At 60.3% G+C, this 26,238-nt stretch carries 23 protein-coding genes; 18 read left to right on the top strand and 5 right to left on the bottom strand.

Going from position 1 to position 26,238, the window contains the following annotated elements; translation table 11 throughout:
* Positions 1-40: 40 nt before the first annotated feature.
* The 14 genes from hscA to IF199_RS24465 all read left to right on the top strand — a co-directional run bounded on the left by hscA (position 41) and on the right by IF199_RS24465 (position 14,042).
* A complete protein-coding gene (gene hscA, locus IF199_RS24530; protein WP_192558929.1) occupies positions 41-1,906 on the top strand; it encodes a Fe-S protein assembly chaperone HscA in 1,866 nt (621 codons plus the stop codon).
* Positions 1,906-2,247, top strand: coding sequence for an ISC system 2Fe-2S type ferredoxin (gene fdx, locus IF199_RS24525; protein WP_003227897.1), 342 nt, complete (start codon positions 1,906-1,908; stop codon positions 2,245-2,247). Before hscA ends, fdx begins: the two co-directional genes overlap by 1 nt.
* Positions 2,248-2,261: 14 nt before the next feature.
* Entirely contained in the window at positions 2,262-2,462 is a 201-nt protein-coding gene (gene iscX, locus IF199_RS24520) for a Fe-S cluster assembly protein IscX (protein ID WP_027619659.1), read from the top strand.
* An 88-nt stretch (positions 2,463-2,550) separates the two neighbouring features.
* Positions 2,551-2,976, top strand: coding sequence for a nucleoside-diphosphate kinase (gene ndk / locus IF199_RS24515; RefSeq protein ID WP_007916882.1), 426 nt, complete (start codon positions 2,551-2,553; stop codon positions 2,974-2,976).
* 29 nt (positions 2,977-3,005) lie between these two features.
* Complete coding sequence (gene rlmN, locus IF199_RS24510) at positions 3,006-4,154, top strand: dual-specificity RNA methyltransferase RlmN (protein WP_096818602.1); 1,149 nt, start codon at positions 3,006-3,008, stop codon at positions 4,152-4,154.
* Positions 4,155-4,166: 12 nt separating this feature from the next.
* Positions 4,167-4,925: a type IV pilus biogenesis/stability protein PilW gene (pilW, locus tag IF199_RS24505; protein ID WP_096818600.1), complete on the top strand. Its 759-nt coding sequence runs from the start codon at positions 4,167-4,169 to the stop codon at positions 4,923-4,925.
* Entirely contained in the window at positions 4,925-5,974 is a 1,050-nt protein-coding gene (locus IF199_RS24500; RefSeq protein ID WP_192558928.1) for a RodZ domain-containing protein, read from the top strand. Before pilW ends, IF199_RS24500 begins: the two co-directional genes overlap by 1 nt.
* Positions 5,975-5,977: 3 nt before the next feature.
* Positions 5,978-7,087 carry a flavodoxin-dependent (E)-4-hydroxy-3-methylbut-2-enyl-diphosphate synthase gene (gene ispG, locus IF199_RS24495; RefSeq protein ID WP_020795607.1) on the top strand — a complete coding sequence of 370 codons (1,110 nt, stop codon included), beginning with the start codon at positions 5,978-5,980 and terminating at the stop codon, positions 7,085-7,087.
* Positions 7,088-7,109: 22 nt separating this feature from the next.
* Positions 7,110-8,399: a histidine--tRNA ligase gene (hisS, locus tag IF199_RS24490; RefSeq protein ID WP_192558927.1), complete on the top strand. Its 1,290-nt coding sequence runs from the start codon at positions 7,110-7,112 to the stop codon at positions 8,397-8,399.
* 41 nt (positions 8,400-8,440) lie between these two features.
* A complete protein-coding gene (locus IF199_RS24485) occupies positions 8,441-9,082 on the top strand; it encodes a tetratricopeptide repeat protein (RefSeq protein WP_192558926.1) in 642 nt (213 codons plus the stop codon).
* The gene (gene bamB / locus IF199_RS24480) at positions 9,075-10,226 is read left to right on the top strand and encodes an outer membrane protein assembly factor BamB (RefSeq protein WP_096818592.1); all 1,152 of its coding nucleotides are present in this window, start codon (positions 9,075-9,077) and stop codon (positions 10,224-10,226) included. The genes IF199_RS24485 and bamB overlap by 8 nt, the downstream gene beginning before the upstream one ends.
* A 260-nt stretch (positions 10,227-10,486) precedes the next feature.
* Entirely contained in the window at positions 10,487-11,959 is a 1,473-nt protein-coding gene (gene der, locus IF199_RS24475) for a ribosome biogenesis GTPase Der (protein ID WP_096818590.1), read from the top strand.
* A 155-nt stretch (positions 11,960-12,114) separates the two neighbouring features.
* On the top strand, positions 12,115-13,263 hold the full coding sequence (locus tag IF199_RS24470) for a pyridoxal phosphate-dependent aminotransferase (RefSeq protein WP_192558925.1): 1,149 nt from the start codon (positions 12,115-12,117) through the stop codon (positions 13,261-13,263).
* Positions 13,251-14,042, top strand: coding sequence for an amidohydrolase (locus tag IF199_RS24465; protein ID WP_102620820.1), 792 nt, complete (start codon positions 13,251-13,253; stop codon positions 14,040-14,042). The genes IF199_RS24470 and IF199_RS24465 overlap by 13 nt, the downstream gene beginning before the upstream one ends.
* Positions 14,043-14,110: 68 nt before the next feature.
* Here the strand turns inward: IF199_RS24465 and leuA are convergent, their stop codons facing one another.
* The 4 genes from leuA to IF199_RS24445 form a co-directional block, all read right to left on the bottom strand.
* Positions 14,111-15,790, bottom strand: a complete 1,680-nt coding sequence (leuA, locus tag IF199_RS24460) for a 2-isopropylmalate synthase (RefSeq protein ID WP_096818584.1) — start codon at positions 15,788-15,790, stop codon at positions 14,111-14,113.
* A 343-nt stretch (positions 15,791-16,133) separates the two neighbouring features.
* The gene (locus IF199_RS24455; RefSeq protein ID WP_192558924.1) at positions 16,134-16,955 is read right to left on the bottom strand and encodes a peptidoglycan DD-metalloendopeptidase family protein; all 822 of its coding nucleotides are present in this window, start codon (positions 16,953-16,955) and stop codon (positions 16,134-16,136) included.
* Positions 16,956-16,958: 3 nt separating this feature from the next.
* Positions 16,959-18,338, bottom strand: coding sequence for an exodeoxyribonuclease VII large subunit (gene xseA / locus IF199_RS24450; protein ID WP_096818581.1), 1,380 nt, complete (start codon positions 18,336-18,338; stop codon positions 16,959-16,961).
* Positions 18,339-18,348: 10 nt separating this feature from the next.
* Positions 18,349-19,236: a LysR family transcriptional regulator gene (locus tag IF199_RS24445; RefSeq protein WP_096818579.1), complete on the bottom strand. Its 888-nt coding sequence runs from the start codon at positions 19,234-19,236 to the stop codon at positions 18,349-18,351.
* Positions 19,237-19,336: 100 nt separating this feature from the next.
* On the opposite strand from IF199_RS24445, the gene IF199_RS24440 reads away from it, so the two are divergent.
* The 4 genes from IF199_RS24440 (at position 19,337) to guaA (ending at position 23,988) form a co-directional block, all read left to right on the top strand.
* Positions 19,337-20,104, top strand: coding sequence for a sulfite exporter TauE/SafE family protein (locus IF199_RS24440; RefSeq protein WP_096818578.1), 768 nt, complete (start codon positions 19,337-19,339; stop codon positions 20,102-20,104).
* 73 nt (positions 20,105-20,177) lie between these two features.
* Positions 20,178-20,726, top strand: a complete 549-nt coding sequence (locus IF199_RS24435; RefSeq protein ID WP_192558923.1) for a sugar ABC transporter ATPase — start codon at positions 20,178-20,180, stop codon at positions 20,724-20,726.
* Positions 20,727-20,841: 115 nt separating this feature from the next.
* Positions 20,842-22,311, top strand: a complete 1,470-nt coding sequence (gene guaB / locus IF199_RS24430) for an IMP dehydrogenase (RefSeq protein WP_085709413.1) — start codon at positions 20,842-20,844, stop codon at positions 22,309-22,311.
* 99 nt (positions 22,312-22,410) lie between these two features.
* Complete coding sequence (gene guaA / locus IF199_RS24425; protein ID WP_096818575.1) at positions 22,411-23,988, top strand: glutamine-hydrolyzing GMP synthase; 1,578 nt, start codon at positions 22,411-22,413, stop codon at positions 23,986-23,988.
* A gap of 156 nt (positions 23,989-24,144) precedes the next feature.
* On the opposite strand, the gene IF199_RS24420 is transcribed toward guaA, so the two are convergent.
* Complete coding sequence (locus tag IF199_RS24420; RefSeq protein WP_192558922.1) at positions 24,145-26,217, bottom strand: TerD family protein; 2,073 nt, start codon at positions 26,215-26,217, stop codon at positions 24,145-24,147.
* Positions 26,218-26,238 lie beyond the last annotated feature (21 nt).

Below are 26,238 nucleotides of genomic sequence, written 5' to 3'. Positions count from 1 at the left end.
TCCGGTCGCACGCCTGATATACAGATAAGTCCTGATCACGATGGCCCTACTGCAGATCGCCGAACCCGGCCAAAGTCCTCAACCGCACCAGCGTCGTCTGGCTGTGGGGATCGACTTGGGCACTACCAATTCGCTGGTCGCTGCGTTGCGCAGTGGTCTTTCCGAGCCGCTGGCCGACGCCGAAGGGCGGGTCATCCTGCCTTCTGCCGTGCGCTATCACGCCGACCGCGTCGAAGTCGGCGAGTCGGCCAAGCTGGCCGCGTCCTCCGATCCCCTGAATACCGTGCTGTCGGTCAAGCGCCTGATGGGTCGTGGTCTGTCCGACGTCAAGCAACTGGGCGATCAACTGCCGTACCGCTTTGTCGGCGGCGAATCGCACATGCCGTTCATCGACACCGTGCAGGGTCCGAAAAGCCCGGTCGAAGTGTCCGCCGATATCCTCAAGGTGTTGCGTCAGCGCGCCGAGGCGACCCTTGGTGGTGAGCTGGTGGGTGCGGTGATCACCGTTCCGGCGTATTTCGACGATGCTCAGCGCCAGGCTACCAAGGATGCGGCGAAGCTCGCCGGTCTGAACGTGCTGCGTCTGCTCAACGAGCCGACGGCGGCGGCGGTGGCGTACGGTCTGGACCAGCATGCCGAAGGCCTGGTCGCGATTTATGACCTGGGTGGCGGCACTTTCGATATTTCGATTCTGCGTCTGACCGGCGGTGTCTTCGAAGTCCTGGCAACCGGCGGCGACAGCGCGCTGGGTGGCGATGACTTCGATCACGCGATTGCCGGCTGGATCATCGAGAGCGCCGGTTTGTCCGCCGACCTCGATCCGGGCGCACAGCGCAGCCTGCTGCAAACCGCTTGCGCCGCCAAAGAAGCCCTGACGGATGCCGACAGTGTTGAAGTTGCTTACGGCAACTGGAAAGCGCAACTGACCCGCGAAGCCTTCGATGCACTGATCGAACCAATGGTCGCTCGCAGCCTGAAAGCCTGCCGCCGCGCCGTCCGCGATTCCGGCGTCGAGCTGGAAGACGTGCACGCCGTGGTCATGGTGGGTGGTTCGACTCGCGTTCCACGTGTTCGCGAAGCCGTCGCCGAAGCCTTCGGTCGTCAGCCACTGACTGAAATCGACCCGGATCAAGTGGTGGCCATCGGGGCCGCGATCCAGGCGGATACATTGGCTGGCAACAAGCGCGATGGCGGCGAATTGCTGCTGCTCGACGTGATTCCACTGTCCCTGGGGCTGGAAACCATGGGCGGCCTGATGGAGAAGGTGATTCCGCGCAACACCACCATTCCCGTCGCTCGCGCCCAGGACTTCACCACTTATAAAGACGGCCAGTCGGCCATGGCGATCCACGTGTTGCAGGGCGAGCGCGAATTGATCAGTGATTGCCGCTCCCTGGCACGCTTTGAGTTGCGCGGCATTCCGGCAATGGTCGCAGGCGCGGCGAAAATTCGCGTGACCTTTCAGGTCGATGCCGACGGTCTGCTCAGCGTTTCCGCCCGCGAGCTGGGCTCGGGCGTTGAGGCCAGCATCCAGGTCAAGCCGTCCTATGGTTTGACCGACGGCGAAATTGCCAAGATGCTGAAAGATTCGTTCCAGCACGCCAATGACGACAAGGTCGCCCGCGTTCTGCGCGAGCAGCAAGTTGATGCCCAGCGCCTGATCGAAGCGGTGCAGGGCGCTCTGGAGGCGGATGGCGAGCGTTTGCTCGACGCCGAAGAGCGCCTGGTCATCGATCTGCAGGTGCAGGAACTGGCCGAACTGATGAAAGGTACCGATGGTTACGCCATCGAGCAGCAGACCAAGCGTCTGTCGCAAGTGACCGATGCTTTTGCTGCTCGCCGTATGGATCAGACGGTGAAAGCCGCTCTGTCGGGGCGCAACCTGAATGAAATCGAGGATATCTGATGCCGCAGGTCATTTTTCTGCCACACGAGAAGTTCTGCCCTGAAGGCATGGTTGTCGAGGCTGAGCCCGGCACATCGATTCTCGATCTGGCCCACGAACACCATATCGAGATGGAAAGCGCCTGCGGCGGCGTCTGCGCTTGCACCACTTGTCACTGCATCATCCGCGAGGGGTTCGACTCGCTGGAAGAAGCCGACGAGTTGGAGGAAGATTTCCTTGATCGTGCGTGGGGTCTGGAGGCGCAGTCGCGTCTGGCCTGTCAGGCTATCGTGGGTGAAGAAGACATCACCGTCGAAATCCCGAAATATTCGCTTAACCATGCGGCCGAAGCGCCGCACTGACTGGTAAGACTGTCATGAGCTACGGTTGGAATGATGTTCAACGTATTGCAGAAGAGCTGGCCGAAGCCAAACCGGATGTCGATCCGCTCTCTGTCAATTTCGTCGACCTGCAACGATGGATCATGGAACTGCCTGATTTCGACAACACCTCTGGCCGTGTCGGCGAGAAGGTGTTGGAAGCGGTCCAGGCCCTCTGGATCGAAGAAGTAGACTGATCGTCCTTGCAGGTTAGGCAATACCCAAGAACCCGCGTATAATTCGCGGGTTTAATTTTTCGCAAATTACTGTTTCTGGAGTTACACCATGGCTGTTCAACGTACTTTCTCCATCATCAAGCCTGACGCTGTTGCAAAAAACGTCATCGGCGAGATCACCACTCGTTTCGAAAAAGCAGGCCTGCGCGTTGTAGCTTCGAAACTGAAGCAACTGTCCAAAGCCGAAGCTGAAGGCTTCTACGCTGAGCACAGCGCTCGTGGTTTCTTCGGCGACCTGGTTGCCTTCATGATCTCCGGTCCTGTTGTTGTTCAGGTTCTGGAAGGCGAAAACGCTATCGCTCTGAACCGTGAGCTGATGGGCGCTACCAACCCTAAAGAAGCTGCTGCCGGCACCATCCGTGCTGACTTCGCTGATTCCATCGACGCCAACGCTGTACACGGTTCGGACTCCGAAGCCGCTGCTGCTCGTGAAATCTCGTACTTCTTCGCAGCTACTGAAGTAACCACTCGCTAAGCATTGGCTTAAAGAGTGAAGGTGAATCCATGACTACATCGACTGTTAAAACCAACCTGCTGGGTCTGACCCAGCCGGAAATGGAAAAATTCTTCGACTCAATCGGGGAGAAGCGTTTCCGTGCCGGTCAGGTAATGAAATGGATTCACCACTTTGGCGTGGATGATTTCGACGCCATGACGAACGTCAGCAAGGCCTTGCGCGACAAGCTCAAGGCTATTGCTGAAGTCCGTGGTCCCGAAGTGGTCAGCGAGGACATCTCCAGCGACGGCACCCGTAAGTGGGTGGTGCGCGTGGCGTCCGGCAGCTGTGTCGAGACCGTTTACATTCCCCAGGGCAAACGCGGCACTCTGTGCGTTTCGTCCCAGGCAGGCTGTGCCCTGGACTGCAGTTTCTGCTCCACCGGCAAGCAAGGCTTCAACAGCAACCTCACCGCCGCCGAAGTCATCGGTCAGGTGTGGATTGCCAACAAATCCTTCGGCAGTGTTCCGGCTACCATCGACCGCGCCATCACCAACGTGGTGATGATGGGCATGGGCGAACCGCTGCTGAACTTCGACAACGTCGTGGCCGCCATGCATCTGATGATGGATGACCTGGGCTACGGGATCTCCAAGCGCCGCGTGACCCTGTCCACGTCGGGTGTGGTGCCGATGATCGATGAGCTGGCCAAGCACATCGACGTATCCCTGGCGTTGTCCCTGCACGCACCGAATGACGCATTGCGTAACCAATTGGTGCCGATCAACAAGAAATATCCGCTTAAGATGCTGCTCGAGTCGTGCCAGCGCTACATGTCCGAACTGGGCGAGAAGCGCGTGCTGACCATCGAGTACACCTTGCTCAAGGACGTCAACGACAAGCTTGAGCACGCCGTGGAAATGATCGAGCTGCTCAAGGATATTCCCTGCAAGATCAACCTGATTCCGTTCAACCCGTTCCCGCATTCCGGGTACGAGCGGCCGAGCAACAACGCCATCCGCCGGTTCCAGGATCAGCTTCACCAGGCAGGCTATAACGTGACCGTGCGCACCACCCGTGGTGAAGACATCGACGCGGCTTGCGGTCAATTGGTAGGGCAGGTGCTGGATCGCACCCGTCGCAGCGAACGTTACATCGCCGTGCGCGAATTGAGCGCCGACAGCGATCTGGCACAGAACGCCGCGAACACTAACTAAGAGAGGATCTCTATGTCCCTGCGCTTTGCGCTGCTGTTGCTGTTGGCCAGCCTGTGTGCTGGCTGTGTCCTGTCGGGCGATTACAACCCGATGAAGACCAGCAAGGGCCGCGATGAAGCGCGGGCTGCCTACGTGCAGCTGGGACTGGGATACTTGCAGCAAGGCATGACCGAACGGGCCAAGGTGCCGTTGAAAAAGGCCCTCGAGCTGGACAGTTCGGATCCTGACGCCAACGCGGCCCTCGGGCTGGTTTTCCAGTCCGAGATGGAGCCTGCACTGGCGGATGAGCACTTTCGCAAGGCGCTGTCCTCCCGTCCCGCCGATGCCCGCATCCTCAACAATTACGGCAGTTTTCTCTACGAAGAAAAGCGTTACAAGGAAGCCTACGAGCGTTTTGAACAGGCCGCCGCCGATACCCTGTATCCTGAGCGTTCGCGCGTGTTCGAGAACCTCGGCATGACGGCGTCCAAGCTTGGTCAGCGTGATCTGGCCCAGCAGCAACTGGAAAAAGCATTGCGTTTGAACCGTCAGCAACCACGGGCATTGCTGGAAATGGCTGAGTTGTCATTCGAAGACAGGCATTATGTGCCCGCGCGTGACTATTACGATCGTTTCAGCCAGCTGTCCGAGCAAAATGCACGTAGTCTGTTGCTCGCGGTTCGGTTGGCAAAAGTGTTTGAAGATCGCGACAAGGCCGCCAGTGCGGGCCTGCAATTAAAACGACTCTATCCCGGTACGCCGGAATATCAGCAATACCTGTCGGAGCAATGATGAAAGCGGCGCATCCCGAAGTTGTAGCAGCGAATCGCGTTAACCCCGGTGAGACCTTGCGCCAGGCCCGCGAAAGCAATGGCTGGTCGCTGGCCGAAGTGGCCCTCAAGCTCAACCTCACCGTGACTTCCCTGACCAACCTCGAAGCCGGTGCGTTCGACAAGCTGCCGGGGCATACCTTCGCTCGCGGTTACATTCGCGCCTATGCCAAATTGCTCGGCATGGATCAGGCGGTCCTGGTCCAGCAGTTCGACCAGTCCACCGGCACCGACTCCCAGGGCAGCAACGTCCACGCCCTGGGTCGGATCGAAGAGCCGGTCCGGGTTTCCCACACCATTTTGCGGATCGTCAGCCTGTTGCTGCTGATTGCGGTCATCGGCGGCGGTTTCGTCTGGTGGCAGGATCAGACCTCGCTGCGGACCAAGGATCTGACCACGCTGGCGCCTGAGCACGTCGAAGTAGAAGGCGCTGACGGCACTACCCAGATTCACCCGCTGGACGAGCCGGAAGACCAGGCCGTCGCGGAAGGCGAAGCCGAGGGCTCAACCGCCCTGGCACTGCCACAAGCGGAAACCGCCGCTGAGTCGACGGGTGCCGAGGCTGCTGCTCCAGCAACAGCTCCGGTGACGCCTGCTCCAGCCGTGCCCGCCGCTGCTCCGGTTCACACACCGGCTCCGGTGGTGGCTGCTCCGGCCACACCTGCGCCAAACGTTCCGGCTACACCAGCACCTGTCGTCACGGCTCCTGTCGCTCCGACCGCTGTTGTTCCAGCACCCGCGCCAGTTGCCCCGGCAGCTCCGGTTGCCGGCCAGGGCCAGGTTCAACTGCAATTCACCGCCGATTGCTGGGCTCAGGTCACTGACGGCAGCGGCAAAGTGTTGTTCAGCGGTCTCAAGCACAAGGGCGACAGCGTCTCCGTGGCTGGCAAGCCACCGCTGGCTGTTCGTCTGGGCGTTGCCCGGGCCGCGCAGGTCAGCTACAACGGCCAACCGGTCGATATCGCTCCGTTCACCAGTGGCGAGACTGCTCGCCTGAAGTTGGGTCAATAAGTCATGCACGGCGAATCTCCAATCAAACGTCGCGAATCCCGCAAGATCTGGGTCGGTAACGTGCCTGTCGGCGGCGATGCGCCTATCGCTGTGCAGAGCATGACCAACAGCGACACCAATGACGTCGCTGCCACCGTCGCCCAGATCAATCGCCTTGAAGCCGCCGGTGTCGACATCGTGCGGGTTTCGGTGCCGGACATGGACGCGGCCGAGGCATTCGGCAAGATCAAGCAACTGGTCAAGGTGCCGTTGGTTGCCGACATCCACTTTGACTATCGCATCGCTTTGCGCGTGGCTGAGTTGGGTGTCGATTGCCTGCGGATCAACCCGGGCAACATCGGTCGTGAAGACCGTGTGCGTGCGGTGGTCGATGCCGCCCGTGACCGCGGGATTCCGATCCGCATCGGCGTCAACGCCGGTTCCCTGGAAAAGGACCTGCAAAAGAAATACGGCGAACCGACCCCGGCCGCGCTGGTCGAGTCGGCACTGCGTCACGTCGAGCACCTCGAACGCCTGAATTTCCAGGACTTCAAGGTCAGCGTGAAGGCTTCCGACGTGTTCATGGCCGTCGAAGCCTATCGTTTGCTGGCCAAGGAAATCGTCCAGCCGCTGCACCTGGGCATCACTGAAGCCGGTGGATTGCGCTCCGGTACAGTGAAATCCGCCGTGGGCCTAGGTATGCTGCTCGCCGAGGGGATTGGCGATACTATCCGCATCTCGCTGGCGGCCGATCCGGTCGAGGAAGTGAAGGTCGGTTACGACATTCTCAAGTCTTTGCATCTGCGTTCCCGTGGCATCAACTTCATCGCCTGCCCGAGCTGCTCGCGGCAGAACTTCGATGTGGTCAAGACCATGAACGAGCTGGAAGGGCGCCTTGAAGACCTGCTGGTGCCGCTGGATGTCGCGGTGATCGGTTGCGTGGTCAACGGCCCCGGCGAAGCCAAGGAAGCCCATATCGGCTTGACTGGCGGCACGCCAAACCTGATTTACATCGACGGCAAGCCGTCGCAGAAACTGACGAATGACAATCTGGTGGACGAGCTCGAAAGGCTGATCCGCGAGAAAGCGGCCGAGAAGGTCGAAGCTGACGCAGCGGTTATCGCGCGCGGCTGATCGAACGAATTAAGGAATTTCTGTGAGCAAGTCTCTGCAAGCCATTCGTGGCATGAACGACATCCTGCCGGAACAGACGCCGGTATGGCGCTACTTCGAAGGTACTGTTTCGCGTTTGCTGGATAACTACGGTTACAAGCAGATCCGCATGCCGATCGTCGAGTTCACCGAGCTGTTCAAGCGCTCCATCGGTGAAGTGACCGACATCGTCGAAAAAGAGATGTACACCTTCGACGACCGCAACGGCGACTCCCTGACCCTGCGTCCGGAAGGCACGGCAGCGTGCGTGCGTGCAGTGCTCGAGCACGGCATCACCGGCGGTGGCCAGGTGCAGAAACTCTGGTACATCGGCCCGATGTTCCGTCACGAGCGTCCGCAGAAAGGCCGTTATCGCCAGTTCCACCAGATCGGTCTGGAAGTCTTCAATCTCGACGGTCCGGACATCGACGCCGAACTGATCGTGCTGACCTGGCGCCTGTGGGGCGAGCTGGGTATCCGCGATGCGGTCAAGCTTGAACTCAACAGCCTGGGCACCAGCGAGTCCCGTGGCCGTTATCGTGAAGCGCTGGTCGAGTATCTCTCGGCGCACCACGACAAACTGGACGAAGACAGCCAGCGTCGCCTGAAGACCAACCCACTGCGCGTGCTCGACACCAAGAACGCCGACACGCAGGCGGTACTGGTCGATGCGCCGAAGATGGCCGACTACCTGGATGATGAATCCCGTGCCCACTTCGAAGGCCTGAAGGCCCGTCTGGATGCCGTCGGCATTCCTTACGTGCTCAACCCGAAACTGGTACGCGGCCTCGATTACTACAGCAAAACCGTATTCGAATGGGTCACCGACAAGCTCGGCGCCCAGGGCACCGTGTGCGCGGGCGGCCGTTATGACGGTCTGGTCGAGCAGATGGGCGGCAAGCCAACCCCGGGCGTCGGTTTCGCCATGGGGATCGAGCGTCTGGTGCTGCTGCTGGAAACCCTGGAGCAGATTCCGGAAGAAATCTCCCGTCAGGTGGACGTCTATCTCTGCGCCTTCGGCGAAGAAGCAGAGTTGGCCGGTCTGGCTCTGGCCGAGCGTGTACGCGACCAACTGCCCAACCTGCGCCTGCAAGTCAATGCCGGCGCCGGCAGCTTCAAGAGCCAGTTCAAGAAAGCCGACAAGAGCGGTGCGCTGTACGCACTGATCCTCGGTGACGACGAAATGGCCCAGCAAGTGGTAGGTTTCAAACCCCTGCGTGGCCAGGGCGAACAACAAAGCATTGCCTGGGATGCGCTCGCTGCACACCTGGCCACCTGCGTCGTGCAGGGTTGAAGCTGTCTAAACAGCCGATTTAGCGATTAAGGAGTATTGGGGTGTCGAGTACCGAAGACGAACAGTTGGCGGATTTGAAGGACTGGTGGACACGCAACGGCAAACCTCTGGTCACTGGCGGCCTGTTGGCGCTGGTCATCGTGTTCGGCTGGCAGGCTTTTCACAAGTATCAGAGCAACCAGTCGCAAGGCGCCTCGGTGCTCTATCAGCAATTGCTGGAAACCACGCTGACCCCGGATGGCAAGCCTGATGCCGCGCGCGTTGCGGATCTGGCCGGCAAGCTCAACAGCGAATTCGGCGGGACTGCCTACGCGCAGTACGGCAGCCTGTTCGTGGCCAAGGTAGCGGTCGACAGCGGCAAGCTGGACGACGCGGCGACCGAGCTGAAAACCATCGTTGCCAAACCGGCCAACGCCGCACTGGGCGAAATCGCCCGTCAGCGTCTGGCGCAGGTGCTGGGAGCACAGAACAAAGCTGATGAGGCTCTGAAACTGCTTGAAGGCGATGCCGACAAGTCGTTCCTGGCCACTCGCGAAGAACTCAAGGGTGACCTGCTGGTACAGCTGGGCCGCATTGATGAAGCGAACACGGCGTATCAAAAAGCCAAGGCGGCACTGTCGGATGAAGCGGCGGTCGGTGGCCTTCAAATCAAGCTGGACGACCTGGCCAAAGGGGATGCGTGACGTGATCCGTTGGAAGCATGCAGCATTGCTGGCTCTGGCCCTTCTGGCCGCGGGTTGCAGCAGCAACAGCAAAAAAGAACTGCCACCGGCCGAACTGACCGATTTCAAGGAAGAAGTGGTTCTGCACAAGCAGTGGAGCCGCTCGATCGGTGACGGTCAGGGCGAAACCTACAACATGCTGGTGCCGGCAATCGATGGTGACACCATCTACGCGGCCGACGTTACCGGCATCGTGATGGCCATGGATCGCAGCAACGGCGACGTGAAGTGGAAAAAGGAACTTGACCTGCCTGTCTCCGGCGCCGTTGGCGTGGGTTACGGTCTGGTGCTGGTCGGCACGCTGCGAGGCGAAGTCATTGCACTCGACACCATCAACGGTGAAGAGAAATGGCGTGCTCGCGTGACCAGTGAAGTGCTGGCGCCACCTGCCAACAACGGTGACATCGTGGTCGTGCAGACCCAGGACGATCGTCTGATCGGTCTGGATGCCTCCACCGGTCAACAGCGTTGGGTATATGACAGCACGCCAGCCGTGCTGACTCTGCGAGGCACCAGTGCACCGCTCGTGACCAACCGCCTCGCGGTGGCTGGCCTGTCGACCGGTAAAGTGATTGCTCTGGACATTTCCAACGGCGTGCCGGTCTGGGAACAACGGATCGCGATTCCACAAGGTCGTTCGGAACTGGAGCGCGTGGTCGATATCGACGGCGGTCTGCTGCTGTCCGGCGGCACGCTGTACGTTGCCAGCTATCAGGGTCGCGTTGCGGCACTGGACCTGGAAAGCGGTCGTCAACTGTGGCAGCGCGACGCGTCGAGCTACGCCGGTATCGCCCAGGGTTTCGGCAACGTCTACGTGAGCCTGTCTTCGGGCACCGTTGAAGGCGTCGACGAGCGTTCGACCACTGCACTGTGGACCAACGATTCGCTGGCCCGTCGTCAACTGTCGGCACCGGAAGTGTTCTCCAGCTACGTTGCAGTCGGTGACCTGGAAGGTTACCTGCATCTGCTGAGTCAGGTGGACGGTCGTTTCGTCGGCCGCGAGCGCATCGACAGCGACGGCCTGCGTGCCCGTCCGCTGGTGGTGGGTGACACGATTTATGTGTATGGCAACAGCGGCAAACTGGAAGCCCTGACCATCAAGTAACAATTCACTAAAGGAGCCGAGCGAAGATCAGGCAAGGCAAAAATCAGCGAGGGAGCGGAGTTGACTTTAGTCAATGAGCATCCCGAGCTGATTTTTAACGCCGCATGATCGAGCGCAGGCCCTTTAGCTATGCTTGGGGTTAACCCCCCAGGCGGCCCCGGATTTTCGGGGCTTGCAGCGCTTTCTGGCGTTGCCCCGAGCACCAGCCGCTGCCTCGCAGCGGCTTTTGTATTTTCTGAAATAACGAAGTGGAGAGCCGCATGGTTCCCGTAATCGCCCTGGTGGGCCGACCGAACGTCGGCAAGTCCACCTTGTTCAACCGCCTGACCAGGACTCGCGACGCCATCGTCGGCGACTTGTCCGGTCTGACCCGTGATCGCCAGTACGGTGAGGCCAAGTGGCAAGGGCGTTCCTACATTCTGATCGACACCGGCGGTATCTCCGGTGACGAACATGGTATGGACGAAAAAATGGCCGAGCAGTCGCTGCTGGCCATTGAAGAAGCGGATGTCGTTCTGTTCCTGGTAGATGCCAAGGCCGGTTTCACCGCCGCCGACCAGATGATCGCCGAACACTTGCGCAAACGTAACAAACGTTCCCACGTGGTCGCCAACAAGGTCGACAACATCGACCCGGAAATGGCCCGCGCCGAATTCGCCCCGCTGGGCATGGGCCACGCGATCCCGATCGCTGGCGCCCACGGTCGCGGCATCACTCAATTGCTGGAAGCCGCCCTGAGCGATTTCCCGCGCGATGATGACGAACCGGCGGAAGGCGAAGAGGAAGAGATCGTTGCCGAAGGTGAGGAAGCCAAGCGCATTCCTGGCCCGAGCGAAAAAGACGGCATCAAGATCGCCATCATCGGTCGTCCTAACGTTGGCAAGTCGACGCTGGTCAACCGCATGCTCGGTGAAGACCGGGTGATCGTCTATGACCAGCCCGGCACCACCCGCGACAGTATCTACATCCCGTTCGAGCGTAACGACGAGAAGTACACGCTGATCGACACCGCCGGTGTGCGCAAGCGCGGCAAGATCCACGAAGAAGTCGAAAAGTTCTCCGTGGTCAAAACCCTGCAGGCGATCAAAGACGCCAACGTGGTGATCTTCGTGATGGACGCCCGCGAAGGCGTGGTCGATCACGACCTCAACCTGCTGGGCTTCGCCCTTGAAGCCGGTCGTGCGCTGGTCATCGCGATCAACAAGTGGGACGGCATGACGCCGAGCGAGCGCGACTTCGTGAAGATCGAGCTGCAACGTCGCCTGTTCTTCGTCGAGTTCGCCGACATCCACTTCATCTCGGCACTGCACGGTACCGGCGTGGGCAACCTCTACGCTTCGGTGCAGAACTCGTTCAAGTCCGCGGTCACCCGCTGGCCGACCAGCCGCCTGACCCAGATCCTCGAAGACGCGGTCAGCGAGCACCAGCCGCCGATGGTCAACAGCCGCCGGATCAAGCTGCGTTACGCTCACCTGGGTGGCGCGAACCCGCCGATCATCGTGATCCACGGTAACCAGATCGAGAAAGTGCCGAAGTCCTACGTGCGCTATCTGGAAAACACCTACCGCCGTGTGCTCAAACTGGTCGGTACGCCGATCCGTATCGAGTTCAAGGGTGGCGAGAACCCGTACGAAGGCAACAAGAACACGCTGACCGACCGCCAGGTCAACAAGAAGCGTCGTTTGATGTCGCACAACAAGAAGGCCAGCAAGAAGCGCCGCGACAAGAAGTAAGGTCGCTGCCCGTTGATCGTTTCCATGCACAGCACAGAAACGATCATCGAGAGAGAAGGGGCGCCGGTTGGCGCCCTTTTTTTATGGGCGCCGGATGGGCTATCCTCGGGCTCTCCCGCGCCGTCGTCAGTGCCGGGGCAGAGCAGGGAACCCCGATGATTACCAGCAAGCTGCCGAATGTCGGCATCACTATTTTCACGCAGATGTCTCAGCTCGCGGCACAGACCGGAGCCATCAACCTGTCCCAGGGATTTCCCGATTTCGACGGCCCGCAGTCGCTGCGCGATGCGGTCGGTCGGCACATTGCCAGTGGCCATAACCAGTATTCGCCGATGACCGGCCTGCCGGCGTTGCGTCAGCAGATCGCGGCCAAAATCGCTCGCAGCTATGGCGCCAACGTCGATGCCGACATTGAAGTGACCGTGACCCCTGGTGCGACCCAGGCGATCTTCTGTGCGATCCAGGCGGTTATCCACAGCGGCGACGAAGTCATCGTGTTCGACCCGGCTTATGACAGCTATGAGCCGTCGGTGGAACTGGCCGGCGGGCGCTGCGTGCATGTGCAGTTGGGCCTGAATGATTTCTCCATCGACTTCGACAAACTCAGTGCAGCCCTGAGCCCGCGCACGCGGATGATCATCCTCAACACCCCGCACAACCCGAGCGGCGCGCTGATCAGTCGCGCCGAGCTCGACCAGTTGGCGGCGTTGATCCGCGACCGCGACATCTATGTGATCAGCGACGAAGTGTACGAACACCTGGTGTTCGACGGTGTGCCGCACGTCAGTGTGCTGGCTCATGAAGAGCTGTATCAGCGCGCGTTCGTGGTCAGTTCGTTCGGCAAGACCTATCACGTCACTGGCTGGAAAACCGGCTACGTCGTGGCACCTCCGGCCCTGACGGCCGAGCTGCGCAAAGTGCACCAGTATGTGAGCTTCTGTGGTGTGACACCGCTGCAGTACGCCCTGGCCGATTACATGGCCGAGCATCCGGAACACGTCGAGGAGCTGCCGGGTTTCTATCAGGCCAAGCGTGATCTGTTCTGCGATTTGCTGGAGCCTTCGCGATTCAGCTTCACCCGGGTCACCGGCACCTATTTCCAACTGGTCGATTACTCGCAGATCCGTCCTGACTTGAACGATGTCGAGATGGCGATGTGGATGACCCGCGAGCATGGCGTAGCCAGTATCCCGGTATCGGTGTTCTACCAGAATCCACCCGAAGGCCAGCGCCTGGTGCGTCTGTGCTTTGCCAAACGCGAGGAGACGCTGCGGGAAGCGGCGGCAAAACTATGCGTGATCTGAGTGCTTTACCCGATCTCAATCTGGCGCTGATCCAGACCAGCCTGGCCTGGCATGATCGTCAGGCCAACCTTGAGCATTTCGACGCTTTGCTGGAGCAGGCGCGGGGTGCGGATCTGATTATCCTGCCGGAAATGTTCACCACCGGATTCTCCATGGAGTCCGAAACCCTGGCCGAAGCCGAAAACGGCCCGACCAGCAAATGGCTGCGGGCCCAGGCGGCGAAACTGGATGCCGTGGTCACTGGCAGTGTGATCATCCAGGCCGCCGACGGCAGCCACCGCAACCGCTTGCTGTGGGCGCGACCGGACGGCGAAGTGCTGCATTACGACAAGCGCCATCTGTTTCGCATGGCCGGCGAGCACAACCACTACACCCCCGGCGAACGCCAGGTGCAGTTCGAGCTCAAGGGCTGGCGGGTGCGTCCGCTGATCTGCTACGACTTGCGCTTCCCGGTGTGGAGCCGTGATGCGCAAGACACCGACCTGCTGCTGTACACCGCCAACTGGCCGGGTGCGCGGCGTCAGCACTGGAACCGGCTGTTGCCAGCCCGGGCCATTGAAAACCTGTGCTATGTAGCGGCGGTCAACCGGGTCGGTACTGACGGCAAAGGCTTTGCCTATACCGGCGACAGTCAGGTGCTGGATTTCCAGGGCGAAACGTTGCTGGCGGCGGGGGAGGCGGACGGGGTGTTCAAGGTAGTTTTGGAAGCAGCATCGCTGGCCGCTTACCGAGAGCGGTTCCCGGCGAATCTGGATGCAGATACCTTCGAATTCACCTGATAATCGCGATCAGAACGAAAAAGGCCCCGAGGTGCAAACCCCGGGGCCTTTTGTATTTCAGCGATCAGTTACGCCGCTTTCGCTTCCGGCTGGCTCAGCGAGCGGTTCAGCGCGCTGAACAGAGCCTTGAAGCTGGCCGTGGTGATGTTTTCATCGATGCCCACGCCGTGCACCGCACGCTCGCCGTTCACACGCAGTTCGATGTACGCCGCAGCCTTGGCGTTGGTGCCCGCGCCGATGGCGTGTTCGTTGTAGTCCATGATCTCCACCGGAATCGGCAGACCGGCCACCAGCGCTTCCAGCGCGCCGTTGCCCTTGCCGCGCCAGTGCAGGTTGGTTTCGCCCTGACCCTTGCTCGCGACTTCGACTTCGACGGCGCTGTTACCGTTTTCTTCCTGCAGGCGATGGCTGACCAGCGCGTACGGAGTGTTGGCTTGCAGGTATTCGCTGATCAACAGCGAGTGAATCTGCTTGGCAGTCATCTCCAGGCCCAGGCGATCGGTTTCACGCTGCACGACCTGGCTGAATTCGATCTGCATGCGACGTGGCAGGCTGATGCCGTATTCCTGTTCCAGCAGGTAGGCGATGCCGCCCTTGCCCGACTGGCTGTTGACGCGGATCACCGCCTCGTAGCTGCGACCGATGTCGGCCGGGTCGATCGGCAGGTACGGTACTTCCCACAGTGCGTCGGATTTCTGCTGGGCGAAGCCCTTGCGGATCGCATCCTGGTGGGAGCCGGAGAACGCGGTGTGTACCAGGTCGCCAACGTACGGATGACGTGGGTGAACCTGAATCTGGTTGCACTCTTCGACGACTTTGCGCACGCCGTCGATGTCGGAGAAGTCCAGTTGCGGGTCGAGGCCCTGGGTGTACATGTTCAGTGCCACGGTGACGAGGTCGACGTTACCGGTACGCTCGCCGTTGCCGAACAGGCAGCCTTCGACACGGTCGGCGCCAGCCATCAGGCCCAACTCGGTGGCGGCCACGCCAGTGCCACGGTCGTTGTGGGTGTGCAGGCTGATGATCACGCTGTCACGACGGTTGATGTTGCGGTGGAACCACTCGATCTGGTCGGCGTAGACGTTCGGGGTCGCGCATTCAACGGTGGCCGGCAGGTTGAGGATGATCTTGTGCTCAGGCGTCGGGTTCCAGACCTCGATCACGGCGTCACAGACTTCCTTGGCGAATTCCAGCTCGGTGGCGCTGAAGGTTTCCGGCGAGTATTCGAAGGTCCACTCGGTGTCCGGCTGCATGGCTGCGTATTTGACGAACAGCTTGGCGGCGTTCACGGCGATGGCCTTGATCCCGTCCTTGTCCTGGTTGAACACGATGCGACGGAAAGAAGGGGAGGTGGCGTTGTACAGGTGAACGATGGCTTTCTTCGCCCCGCGCAGGGATTCGAAGGTGCGCTCGATCAGGTCTTCACGGCCCTGGGTCAGCACCTGGATGGTGGTGTCGTCCGGGATGTGGCCTTCTTCGATCAGGGTACGCACGAAGTCGAAGTCGGTTTGCGAAGCGGCCGGGAACGAGGCTTCGATTTCCTTCACACCCACTTGCACCAGGGTTTTCCAGAAGCGCAGCTTTTTCACCGCGTCCATCGGCTCGATCAACGACTGGTTGCCGTCACGCAGGTCGGAGCTGCACCAGATCGGCGCGGCATCGATGGTTTTCGACGGCCAGGTGCGATCCGGCAGGTTGATCACAGGAAACGCGCGGTATTTCGAAGACGGGTCTTTGAGCATGCTCATCGGGAAATTCCTTATTGTCTGGGCCGAAAAGAGGCGGCCTGCCGGTGGAACGAATGTTCGGGGAGAAGCTTGGGACGAGGCGCAGCGATTCAGCCCGGCAGTCGTGCGCTGACGAGGCACAGGCTGCGGTGCTGGCGAAGCTGAATAAGGGTGTGAGAGGTTTTCATGCCTTCAACCCTAACCGCGGGGGATGAGGATGGCAAGCAGTCGAAAAAAATTGAGAGGAATACCCGGAAAGCGGTTTTTTCCGAGATTTTATTCTTGATATGGCGGTAATTGTTGGCAGGGATTGCGCAGACCATTCGTCGTGCGCAATCCCTGCTGAAGGAGGCTCAGCCCGGAATCAAGGCTGGAATGCACCAATGAAAATCGCCGGATCAACCCGCGCGTCGTTCAGGCTGACGTTCCAGTGCATGTGCGGCCCTGTCGCCCGACCTGTGGCACCCACCTTGCCGACTACCGCACCGCGCGCCAGTTGCTGACCGTTCTGCACATCGATCTTCGACATGTGGCAGAACATGCTGATGAAGCCCTGGCCGTGGTCGACGAACACGGTGTTGCCATTGAAGAAGTAATTGCCGATCAGGATCACCTTGCCCGCCGCCGGGGTCTTGATCGGTGTGCCGGCCGGCACCGCGAAGTCGAGGCCGGCGTGAGGGTTGCGCTCTTCACCGTTGAAGAAACGGCGCACGCCAAACTTGCTCGACAGCGGCCCGTTGACGGGTTTGTCCAGCAACAGGTTGCTCGGCGTGTTCGGGCTGAAACTGCGGTAGGCCTTGATCTGCTCGGCCAGTTCGCCCTCGATGCGCTTCAGGTTCGCCGGGTTTGGATTGACCTGCTGAGTGTTCTTCAGGGTGATGTGCTGTTCCGGGTACTTCTTGTTGCCGACGGTGAAGTTCAGATTCTTGCCGCCACTGGTGATCTGCTGGGTGCCGGGTTTGACGGTCAACGGAACGCCGACAATCGCCAGCCAGTTGTTCTGTTCCTTGACCACCAGCACCGGTTTGCCCTGATACGTGGCTTTCGGCGCTTGCGCGGCAGTGCCCAGATCGACGACAGCAACGCCGCCCGGCACCGGTTTGTTCAGCAGCCGGGTGATGTAGCTGTCGGCGTGGGCGTTGAAGGTCAGGCACAGCAACAACAGCGGAGCGAGAAAACGCGGCATGGATCAGTCCAGTAAAGAGAGGGTGACGGGCGTCAGGTGATTGTCCTCGACGCGCACTTGCAGTTCGCCTTCGCCCAGTCTGGCCTTCAGGCGCTGGCCGGTGTGGGTTTGCGCCGCGTCGCGGATCGCGTTGCCACGTTCGTCGAGCAGAATGCTGTAGCCACGGCCAAGGGTCGCCAGCGGGCTGACCACATGCAGGGTCTGCATCTGGCTTTGCAACTGTAAACGGCGCCGTTTCAGGCCTTCGTTCATGGCGCGTGGCAGGCGCTCGGCGAGGCTGTCGAGACGCTGGCGCAACAGGGCCAGTTGCCGTCCCGGGTGTTGCCCGGCGAGGCGGGTTTCCAGGCGGATCAGGCGTTCGCGACGGGTGTTGAGCTGGCGCTCGAACGCCCGGCGCATGCGCATGTCCAGGTCATCCAGGCGTTGTGCCTGCTGGCGCAGTCGCTCACCGGGATGGCGCAGACGACGGGCCATGCCCTCAAGACGCAGACGATCACGCATCAATCGATCGCGCATGCGCATCACCAGCCGGCGATGCAGGCTTTCGACCTGACGGATCAGGTGGCTGGAATCCGGGGCGAGCAATTCGGCCGCCGCAGAGGGCGTCGGTGCGCGAACGTCAGCCACAAAGTCGCTGATCGACACATCGGTTTCATGACCGACCGCGCTGACGATCGGTGTCACACAGGCATCCACTGCCCGGGCCACGGCCTCTTCGTTGAAGCACCAGAGATCTTCCAGCGAGCCACCGCCGCGAGCCAGGATCAGCGCATCGAAACCCCGGGCGTCCGCGAGTTTAAGAGCGCGGACGATCTGCGCCGTGGCTTCGCGGCCCTGAACAGCGGTGGGGATCAGCGTCAGTCTGACCTGCGGCGCACGGCGGCGGAACACGCTGATGATGTCGCGGATCACCGCGCCGGTCGGCGAACTGATGATGCCGACGTGTTGCGGATGGGCTGGCAGCGGGACTTTTCGTTCGGCACTGAACAAACCTTCGGCGCTGAGTTTTTCCTTCAAGGCATCGAAGGCCAGACGCAGCGCACCGTCGCCGGCAGGCTCTACCGTGTCGAGGATCAGTTGATAGTCGCCACGTCCTTCGAACAGAGAGACCTTGCCACGCACCTTGACCGCCAGGCCATCCTTCAGCGCCTGACGCACGCGAGCAGCATTCTGGCGGAACAGCGCACAACGCACCTGGGCGCCGCTGTCCTTGAGCGTGAAGTACACGTGGCCGGACGCCGGGCGGGCGAGGTTGGAGATTTCGCCTTCGACCCAGATGTTGCTGAACACGTCTTCGAGCAACACCCGCGCGCGGCCGTTGAGCTGGCTGACGGTCAGGACTTCGCGGTCGAGGCCGAGTCTTGCAAAGGGATCTTTAATCATGGGGCGCAGTTTAAAGGCTTTCGCCGGTGAATGTCTGGAGGAAGTGTTGCACCAAAGGTGTGGGATTCTGCCGAAAGGCGAGGGCGACGGTGCTCTGGCAATCGCCGGTCAGTGGCAGAAATCTCACACCGGCGGGCGCGATGTCCTGCATCGATTCCGGCAGCAGAGCAATGCCAAATCCCGCCTGGATCAATTGCAACTGTGTGGTCTTGCGCGACATCACTCGCGCAGCCTGAGGGAAGAAGCCGTGACGCATGCACAGGTCCGCGCACAAATAGCTCAGCCCGCCCCGTTGCGGATGGGGGATGGAGATGAACGCTTCGTCCTTCAATTGCGCCAGATCGACTGCCTCCGCCAAAGCCAGTCGATGCTCCGCCGGTACGGCAAGCAGCAAGCGCTCGGTGTAGAGCGGCACAACCTGAACGCCCTCGCGCTGGCGCAGAACCGGCAGACGCAACAGTCCGATGTCGAGCCGGCCCTCGGCCAGTTCTTCAAGCTGTGCCTCCGAAGACAACGTGCCGATGTCCAGCGAAACCCCGGGCTGTTGCTCCAGGTAAGTGCTCATGTCGCGCAACAGTCGGCCGCTGATCGGTACGGTGCTGGAGTGAGACAGGCGCAAGGTGCCGCGCTGGCCCTGGCCGATTTCCGTGGCCAGGGTGCTGGCCTTGTTCAATTCGTTGAGCAGGTTTCTCGCCCGGGGCAAGAACGCTTCGCCGGCGGCGGTGAGCCGGGGCTGGCGCGCCGTGCGTTCGAACAGCGGCGTCTGCAGGCGGGTTTCCATGTCCTTGATCTGCCGGCTCAGTGCCGACTGGGCGATGAACAGGCGTTCGGCTGCGGCACTGAAGCTGCCGCTCTCGGCGATTTCGACGAAGTAACGCAATTGACGGGTTGAAAGCACGAGACATGCCTTTTCGAGATGGCTTGGCGGTTTCGATGATATTAGTCGCAACCCTCGGCGCTGGCTAAAGTCATCGCAGGCTTATATAGGAAGCGAGCGAATGAGTGTGGCGGGGTTGTTGAGCGAATGGTCGTGGGGCGTGCAGGGGTGGGTGGTGATCGGACTGGCGATCGCGCTGGCCTACATCGTGTTCGGCATTGCCGGTTTCGGCACGGCGCTGGTGGCGGGGCCGATCCTGATTCTGTTCATGCCGTTGTCGAAGATCGTGCCGTTGCTGGTGCTGCTGGATTTCGTCGCTGCGTTCGGCAATCTGCTGCCGTCGCGGCGTGATGTGGCGAAACCGGAATTGCTGCGGCTGCTGCCGTGCATGGCGGTGGGGTGCACGCTGGGGGTGATTTTCCTGCTTAACCTCAAGTCCGACCTGTTGTTGCTGTTGATGGGGCTGTTCATCAGTGCCTACGCGGTTTACAGCTTGTGGATCAAGGCCCGGCCGGCGCAATTGTCCGCGATGTGGGCGTTGCCGATGGGCACGGTGGGCGGGCTGTTCGGGGCGTTGTTCGGCAGTGGCGGCTTTCTTTATGCGATCTACCTCAACAGCCGACTGCCCAAGGACGCGGCCCGGGCCACGCAAAGTGCGCTGATCAGTTGCAGCACGGTGGTGCGTTTGAGCCTGTTCGCCATCGCCGGGGTGTATGCCGAGCTACCCTTGTTGATGCTCGCGTTGTGTCTGTTGCCGGCCATGGCGCTGGGACTGTGGATTGGACGGCGGCTGACCATGCGCTTGTCCCGCGAGGCCTTCGTGCGACTGGTGACCTGGTTGGTGCTGGCGAGCGGTCTGGCGCTGATCGGCCGCTATTTAAGCACTTGACCGGATTGTCTCAGGGATTAAGCTGCCGGCCGCGTTCGTCGCAGAACATCCTTTGACGCAGCAGGCTTGCACCATGAATTCCCAAAGCATCATCGTCCCGAAAATCTCCAACCTGCCGGTGCACGAACCCCGGGCCCGGGCGATCCTGCGCTGGCTGGTGCGCAAGAATATCGTCAAGGAAGAACTGAGCACCTGTGGGCGCACCGGCAATCGCATGGCCTACGCCATCGCCGATGGCGCCCGCGCGGTGGTGCTGCACCCCGAGGCGCTGCCGTTCGGTGAGCCGATCAATGGTCTGGAGGTCGTCACCAAGCGCTGCATCTACACCCCGGCCAAGGGCTTTCTCGAAGAAGCCGGTTGTGCCGAGTGTCGCCAGGAAATCGGCGAAGCGCTGTTCGAAAGCCTGGAAGACTGGATGCCGGGCCGTACCGACAATTTCACCTGCCCTGAATGCGGGCATGAAGATGACATCAACGGTTTTCTGTATTTGCAGGAGTGCGGGTTTTCCAACCTCGGTTTCATCTTCAACAACTGGCTGGAGGCGGGGTTCAAGCAGAGTTTCATCGACGAATTCGCCGACTGGCTTGATCAACCGGTGAGCTGGGTCAAGGTCGAGTTGTAGGGGCCGCTTTTCCCGTACATCAGCAACATTGATATAAGACAAGTTTTACATTGAACCCGAAGGGGTGTCTGACTATAATGGCGCGCTTCCATTTTCCCGCTCGGGAGCCCCCGCGATGCTGCGTATCAGCCAAGAAGCTCTGACCTTCGACGACATTCTTTTAGTGCCTGGTTATTCCGAGGTGCTTCCTAACGAAGTCAGTCTCAAGACCCGCCTCACCCGTGGCATCGAACTGAATATTCCTCTGGTTTCTGCCGCCATGGACACCGTTACTGAAGCCCGTCTGGCAATCGCCATGGCTCAGGAAGGTGGCATCGGCATTATCCACAAGAACATGACCATCGAGCAGCAAGCTGCCGAAGTCCGCAAGGTCAAGAAGTTCGAAGCCGGTGTGGTCAAGGACCCAATCACCATCGAGGCTGACGCCACGGTACGTGATCTGTTCGAACTGACCCGCATGCACAACATTTCCGGCGTTCCGGTGCTGCACGATGGCGACCTGGTCGGCATCGTCACTTCCCGTGACGTGCGTTTCGAAACCCGTCTGGAAGCCACCGTTCGTGAAGTGATGACGCCGAAAGAGCGTCTGGTCACTGTTCGCGAAGGCGCCAACAAGAACGAAGTCCGCGAGTTGCTGCACAAGCACCGTCTGGAAAAAGTCCTGATCGTCGACGACAAGTTTGCCCTCAAAGGCATGATGACCGTCAAAGACATCGAAAAAGCCAAGGCTTACCCGCTGGCCAGCAAGGACGATCAAGGTCGTCTGCGTGTCGGCGCTGCGGTCGGTACCGGTAAAGACACCGGTGACCGCGTTGCCGCGCTGGTCAATGCCGGTGTGGACGTAGTGGTGGTCGACACCGCTCACGGTCACTCCAAAGGCGTGATCGACCGCGTTCGCTGGGTCAAGGAGAATTTCCCTGAAGTGCAGGTGATCGGCGGCAACATCGCCACCGGCGCAGCCGCCAAGGCCCTGGCCGAAGCCGGCGCCGACGCCGTCAAGGTCGGTATCGGCCCTGGCTCGATCTGCACCACCCGTATCGTCGCCGGTGTCGGCGTTCCGCAAATCAGTGCCATCGCCAACGTTGCCGCTGCCCTCGAAGGCACTGGCGTTCCGTTGATCGCCGACGGCGGCATCCGTTTCTCCGGTGACCTGTCCAAGGCCATCGTTGCCGGTGCTTCCTGCGTGATGATGGGCTCGATGTTCGCCGGTACCGAAGAAGCGCCGGGCGAGATCGAACTGTTCCAGGGCCGTTCGTACAAGGCTTATCGCGGCATGGGTTCGCTGGGCGCCATGTCCCAGGCTCAAGGCTCTTCCGACCGTTACTTCCAGGACTCCTCGGCAGGCGCCGAGAAACTTGTTCCGGAAGGCATCGAAGGCCGTGTTCCTTACAAGGGCACCCTGAGCGCGATCATTCACCAGTTGATGGGCGGTCTGCGTTCCTCGATGGGTTACACCGGCAGCGCCAACATCGAAGAAATGCGCACCAAGCCTGAGTTCGTGCGGATCACCGGTGCCGGCATGGCCGAATCCCACGTTCACGACGTGCAGATCACCAAAGAAGCGCCAAACTACCGTGTAGGTTGAGGCTTCAAGCAAAACGTTAAATGACCGGGGCTGTTTTATTCAGCCCCGAGTCGTTTCTGAATCAAGACTGTTTCTGAATTACTTAGACGAGACTGAATCATGGCCCTCGACATTCACGCTCACCGCATCCTGATCCTCGACTTCGGTTCGCAGTACACCCAACTGATCGCCCGCCGCGTGCGCGAGATCGGCGTGTACTGCGAACTGCATCCGTTCGACATGGACGAGGAAGCCATTCGCCAATTCGCGCCAAAAGGCGTGATCCTCGCCGGCGGCCCCGAGTCCGTGCACGAAGCCAACAGCCCGCGCTGCCCGCAAGCGGTGTTCGACCTGGGCGTACCGGTCTTCGGTATCTGCTACGGCATGCAGACCATGGCCGAGCAACTGGGTGGCAAGGTTGAAGGTTCCGAGCTGCGTGAGTTCGGTTATGCCCGCGTTGACGTGGTCGGCAAGAGCCGCCTGCTCGACGGCATCGAAGACCACATCGACGCCGACGGCCTGTTCGGCCTCGACGTGTGGATGAGCCACGGTGACAAGGTCACCAAGATGCCGGAAGACTTCCACATCCTGGCCAGCACCCCGAGCTGCCCGATCGCCGGCATGTTCAACGACGAGCGCGCTTATTACGGCGTGCAGTTCCACCCGGAAGTGACCCACACCAAGCAGGGCGGTCGCATCCTGTCGCGCTTCATCCTCGACATCTGCGGTTGCGAAGCGCTGTGGACCCCGTCGAAGATTGCCGAAGACGCCATCGCCAACATCCGCGCACAGGTCGGTACCGACAACGTGCTGCTGGGTCTGTCCGGCGGTGTGGACTCTTCGGTGGTTGCGGCGCTGCTGCACAAGGCCATCGGCGATCAACTGACTTGCGTATTCGTCGACAACGGCCTGCTGCGTCTGCATGAAGGCGAGCAAGTGATGGCCATGTTTGCCGAGAACATGGGCGTCAAGGTGATCCGCGCCAACGCTGAAGACCAGTTCCTGAACAACCTGGCCGGCGAAGCCGATCCAGAGAAGAAGCGCAAGATCATCGGCCGTACCTTCATCGACGTGTTCGATGCCGAATCCTGCAAGCTGGACAACATCAAGTACCTGGCCCAGGGCACCATCTACCCGGACGTGATCGAGTCGGCTGGCGCGAAAAGCGGCAAGGCTCACGTGATCAAGTCGCACCACAACGTGGGCGGCCTGCCGGAAGAGATGAACCTGAAACTGGTCGAGCCACTGCGCGAACTGTTCAAGGACGAAGTGCGTCGTCTGGGCCTGGAACTGGGCCTGCCGTACGACATGGTCTATCGTCACCCGTTCCCGGGCCCGGGCCTGGGCGTGCGGATCCTCGGTGAAGTGAAGAAGGAATACGCCGACCTGCTGCGTCGCGCCGACCACATCTTCATCGAAGAACTGCGCAAGGCCGACTGGTACCACAAGGTCAGCCAGGCGTTCGTAGTGTTCCAGCCGGTCAAGTCGGTTGGTGTTGTCGGTGACGGCCGTCGTTACGCCTGGGTCGTGGCCCTGCGTGCCGTGGAAACCATCGACTTCATGACCGCGCGTTGGGCACACCTGCCTTACGAACTGCTGGAAACCGTTTCCGGCCGCATCATCAATGAAATCGAAGGCATTTCGCGCGTTACTTATGACGTGTCGAGCAAGCCGCCGGCGACCATTGAGTGGGAGTGATCCCGCGCTGCGCCCTCTAGAATTCAAGGTTGGATTCGCAGAGGCGCAAAAGGGGTTATAGAAAATGCCAGTCAGTTAAGCTGACTGGCATTTTTGTTTTTGGGCGGAAAGTGCCGAGGCAGAGTTTCTCAATGAACGCAAAGGCAGGCGCAGGTATTAGAGAAACTGTGACCGAATCAAATCCGTATCGAACGGCGTTATCCCTCGATCAGGCGCAAACACCGCCTGTGCCTGCAGCGGCGAAGCCACTCGTTCGCCTCGTGCTCGTACATGCAAATCGAACAGTGTCTCCAGATCAGGTCGCGGTGTATGCACCAAAGCCCGTAGCATCAACGATACCCCACTGAGGTTGTTCCCGACATTGTTCCATCGAGGAGCTGCGGTCAGTCCCAGGTCGGCCCAGATCACCCGTCGCTCCTGCAAATCCATCACAAATGGCAGACAGATCTGTGTGTCGGATGCGATATCGATACGATCGAACACGGTTCGCGGCTCGAATACTTCACCCGATGCCGTATCGGCGCGAGCCATCCAGCCAGCGAAGCATTCTGGAAGATCGCAGTACGGCTGCTGGGTGTACGAGTTGATGGACGTGACGACATAACGGATCCCCTTCTCGACGAGGACGTCAAGGTCGAGGTCGATGAACTCCGAAGCCCCTTCGGGCGCGTCGACGATGTCGCCGCTGTGGCAGCCGCCGTAATCTCTCAGGTTGTAGTACGCAACCGTTTCTCTGAACACGAAGTTGGCATCGAAAAATGCGGCGGACAAATCGATGTCCGTGCGTGAGCGACCGTTTTTCCACCACAGGAAAAGGCGAATGAAACGGGTGTCAGGCATAGGCAGGCGACTGCCCCGCACCAGTGTACGTAGCGACTTCGATGAAGCGCGTTGTGCCAACGGTACCCTGTATTCGCGCAATTCCGGATCGATGTAACAGCGACCCAATGGCGGTAGTGTCGCAAAACGCGTTACTAGAGCGTCCTCGCAGATTCGGGCTGCACGAGCCAGCACCTCGGGTGCGATAGGCTCTCGGTCATCCTTGATGCCATAGACTTTCGCGAATGAACCTTTCGGTGTGAACGCCCTAAGGGGCAGGGGGCGCGGTGCACGTGACTGGGCCAGCAACTGCAGCAGGACAGGTGAGGACACTTGTGCCGCAACAGCCTCGAATGCGTCAAGGACCGACTCTGTTTCCGTAGCGCGTCGTAGCATTGCGTCCAGCCGTCGTGCGAACTCACCGGGACGGCTCTGTAGCACGGGCACAAGCTCGGCAATATCACGCAGGGCAAACAGTGTTTCGACACGAGAACCAAATGAGTCAGGCGCTTCGTTGCGACGCGCCGCCGTGATGGCGGCCAGCGCACTTGGGTACTTATCGGCGTAGTCGCCCGGATGTAGTACTTCAGCCAGGCGTTTCCACCGCTCGGCTTGCCGCATCACGTCTTCTGTAGCGTTGGGTATTCGATCGAGCAGACTCAACAGCAGACGACGCATCGAGCGCTTCATCGCTTTGAAACGTGTAGTAGCAGTCGCCAGTGACACGTCTCCTCCGTTCAACGCGACCGCGAGTCGCAATACGTCAGTCGCCGTTTCGACGTTTTGCTCCAGGAATGCATCCACCCGTACATCGCCAGCGACATGCAAGAGCAGTGCGCCGCCAACCTGTGCCCGGATCTCCCGGAAGGGGACGACCTCAGGCAGCAGGCGGAACACATCACTTTTGTACTGGCGGATAAACCAGATGACATCGGCAGCTTCTTCTTCGGAAAGCGATGTGCGTGATGAAACCAGCGGCTCGAACAGTGACTCGAACTCAGGGATGCTTCCCGGTTCGATAACCCAAGGTACTAACTTGCCTTCAAGCAATGGAGGCCGGGATTCTTCAGTCGCTGGTAAGCGTCGAAGCGTGAGGTAATGCATGACGGCGTTAAGGTACAACTCGGCCTCCGAGGCCGTCAGAACCTGTTCTGGAAAGTCAGGATAAAACGGCCGGTGGTGCACGTGAGCGCCACTCCTGCGCCGAAGAACTCCGACAATGTCACGCAACCAGAGCTTGAGTTCTTTCGCTGACAACAGGCCGATTTGTTCAATCAGAGGCTCTGACAGTACGCACCGGAACGCCGCGATTTCCCGGACAGCCGACGCGACCTGAGCGCGCGTGGCACCGCCAGTGCCCATCGGGACGTGAACTTTGCTACGGCGACGCAGGAACAGCTCCTGATTCATGCTTGATTTTCTCCCTGTGTC

The organism is Pseudomonas allokribbensis (genome assembly GCF_014863605.1).
In the GTDB taxonomy this organism is placed as follows: Bacteria; Pseudomonadota; Gammaproteobacteria; order Pseudomonadales; family Pseudomonadaceae; genus Aquipseudomonas; species Aquipseudomonas allokribbensis.
This window is presented reverse-complemented; position numbering and strand designations above follow the sequence as displayed.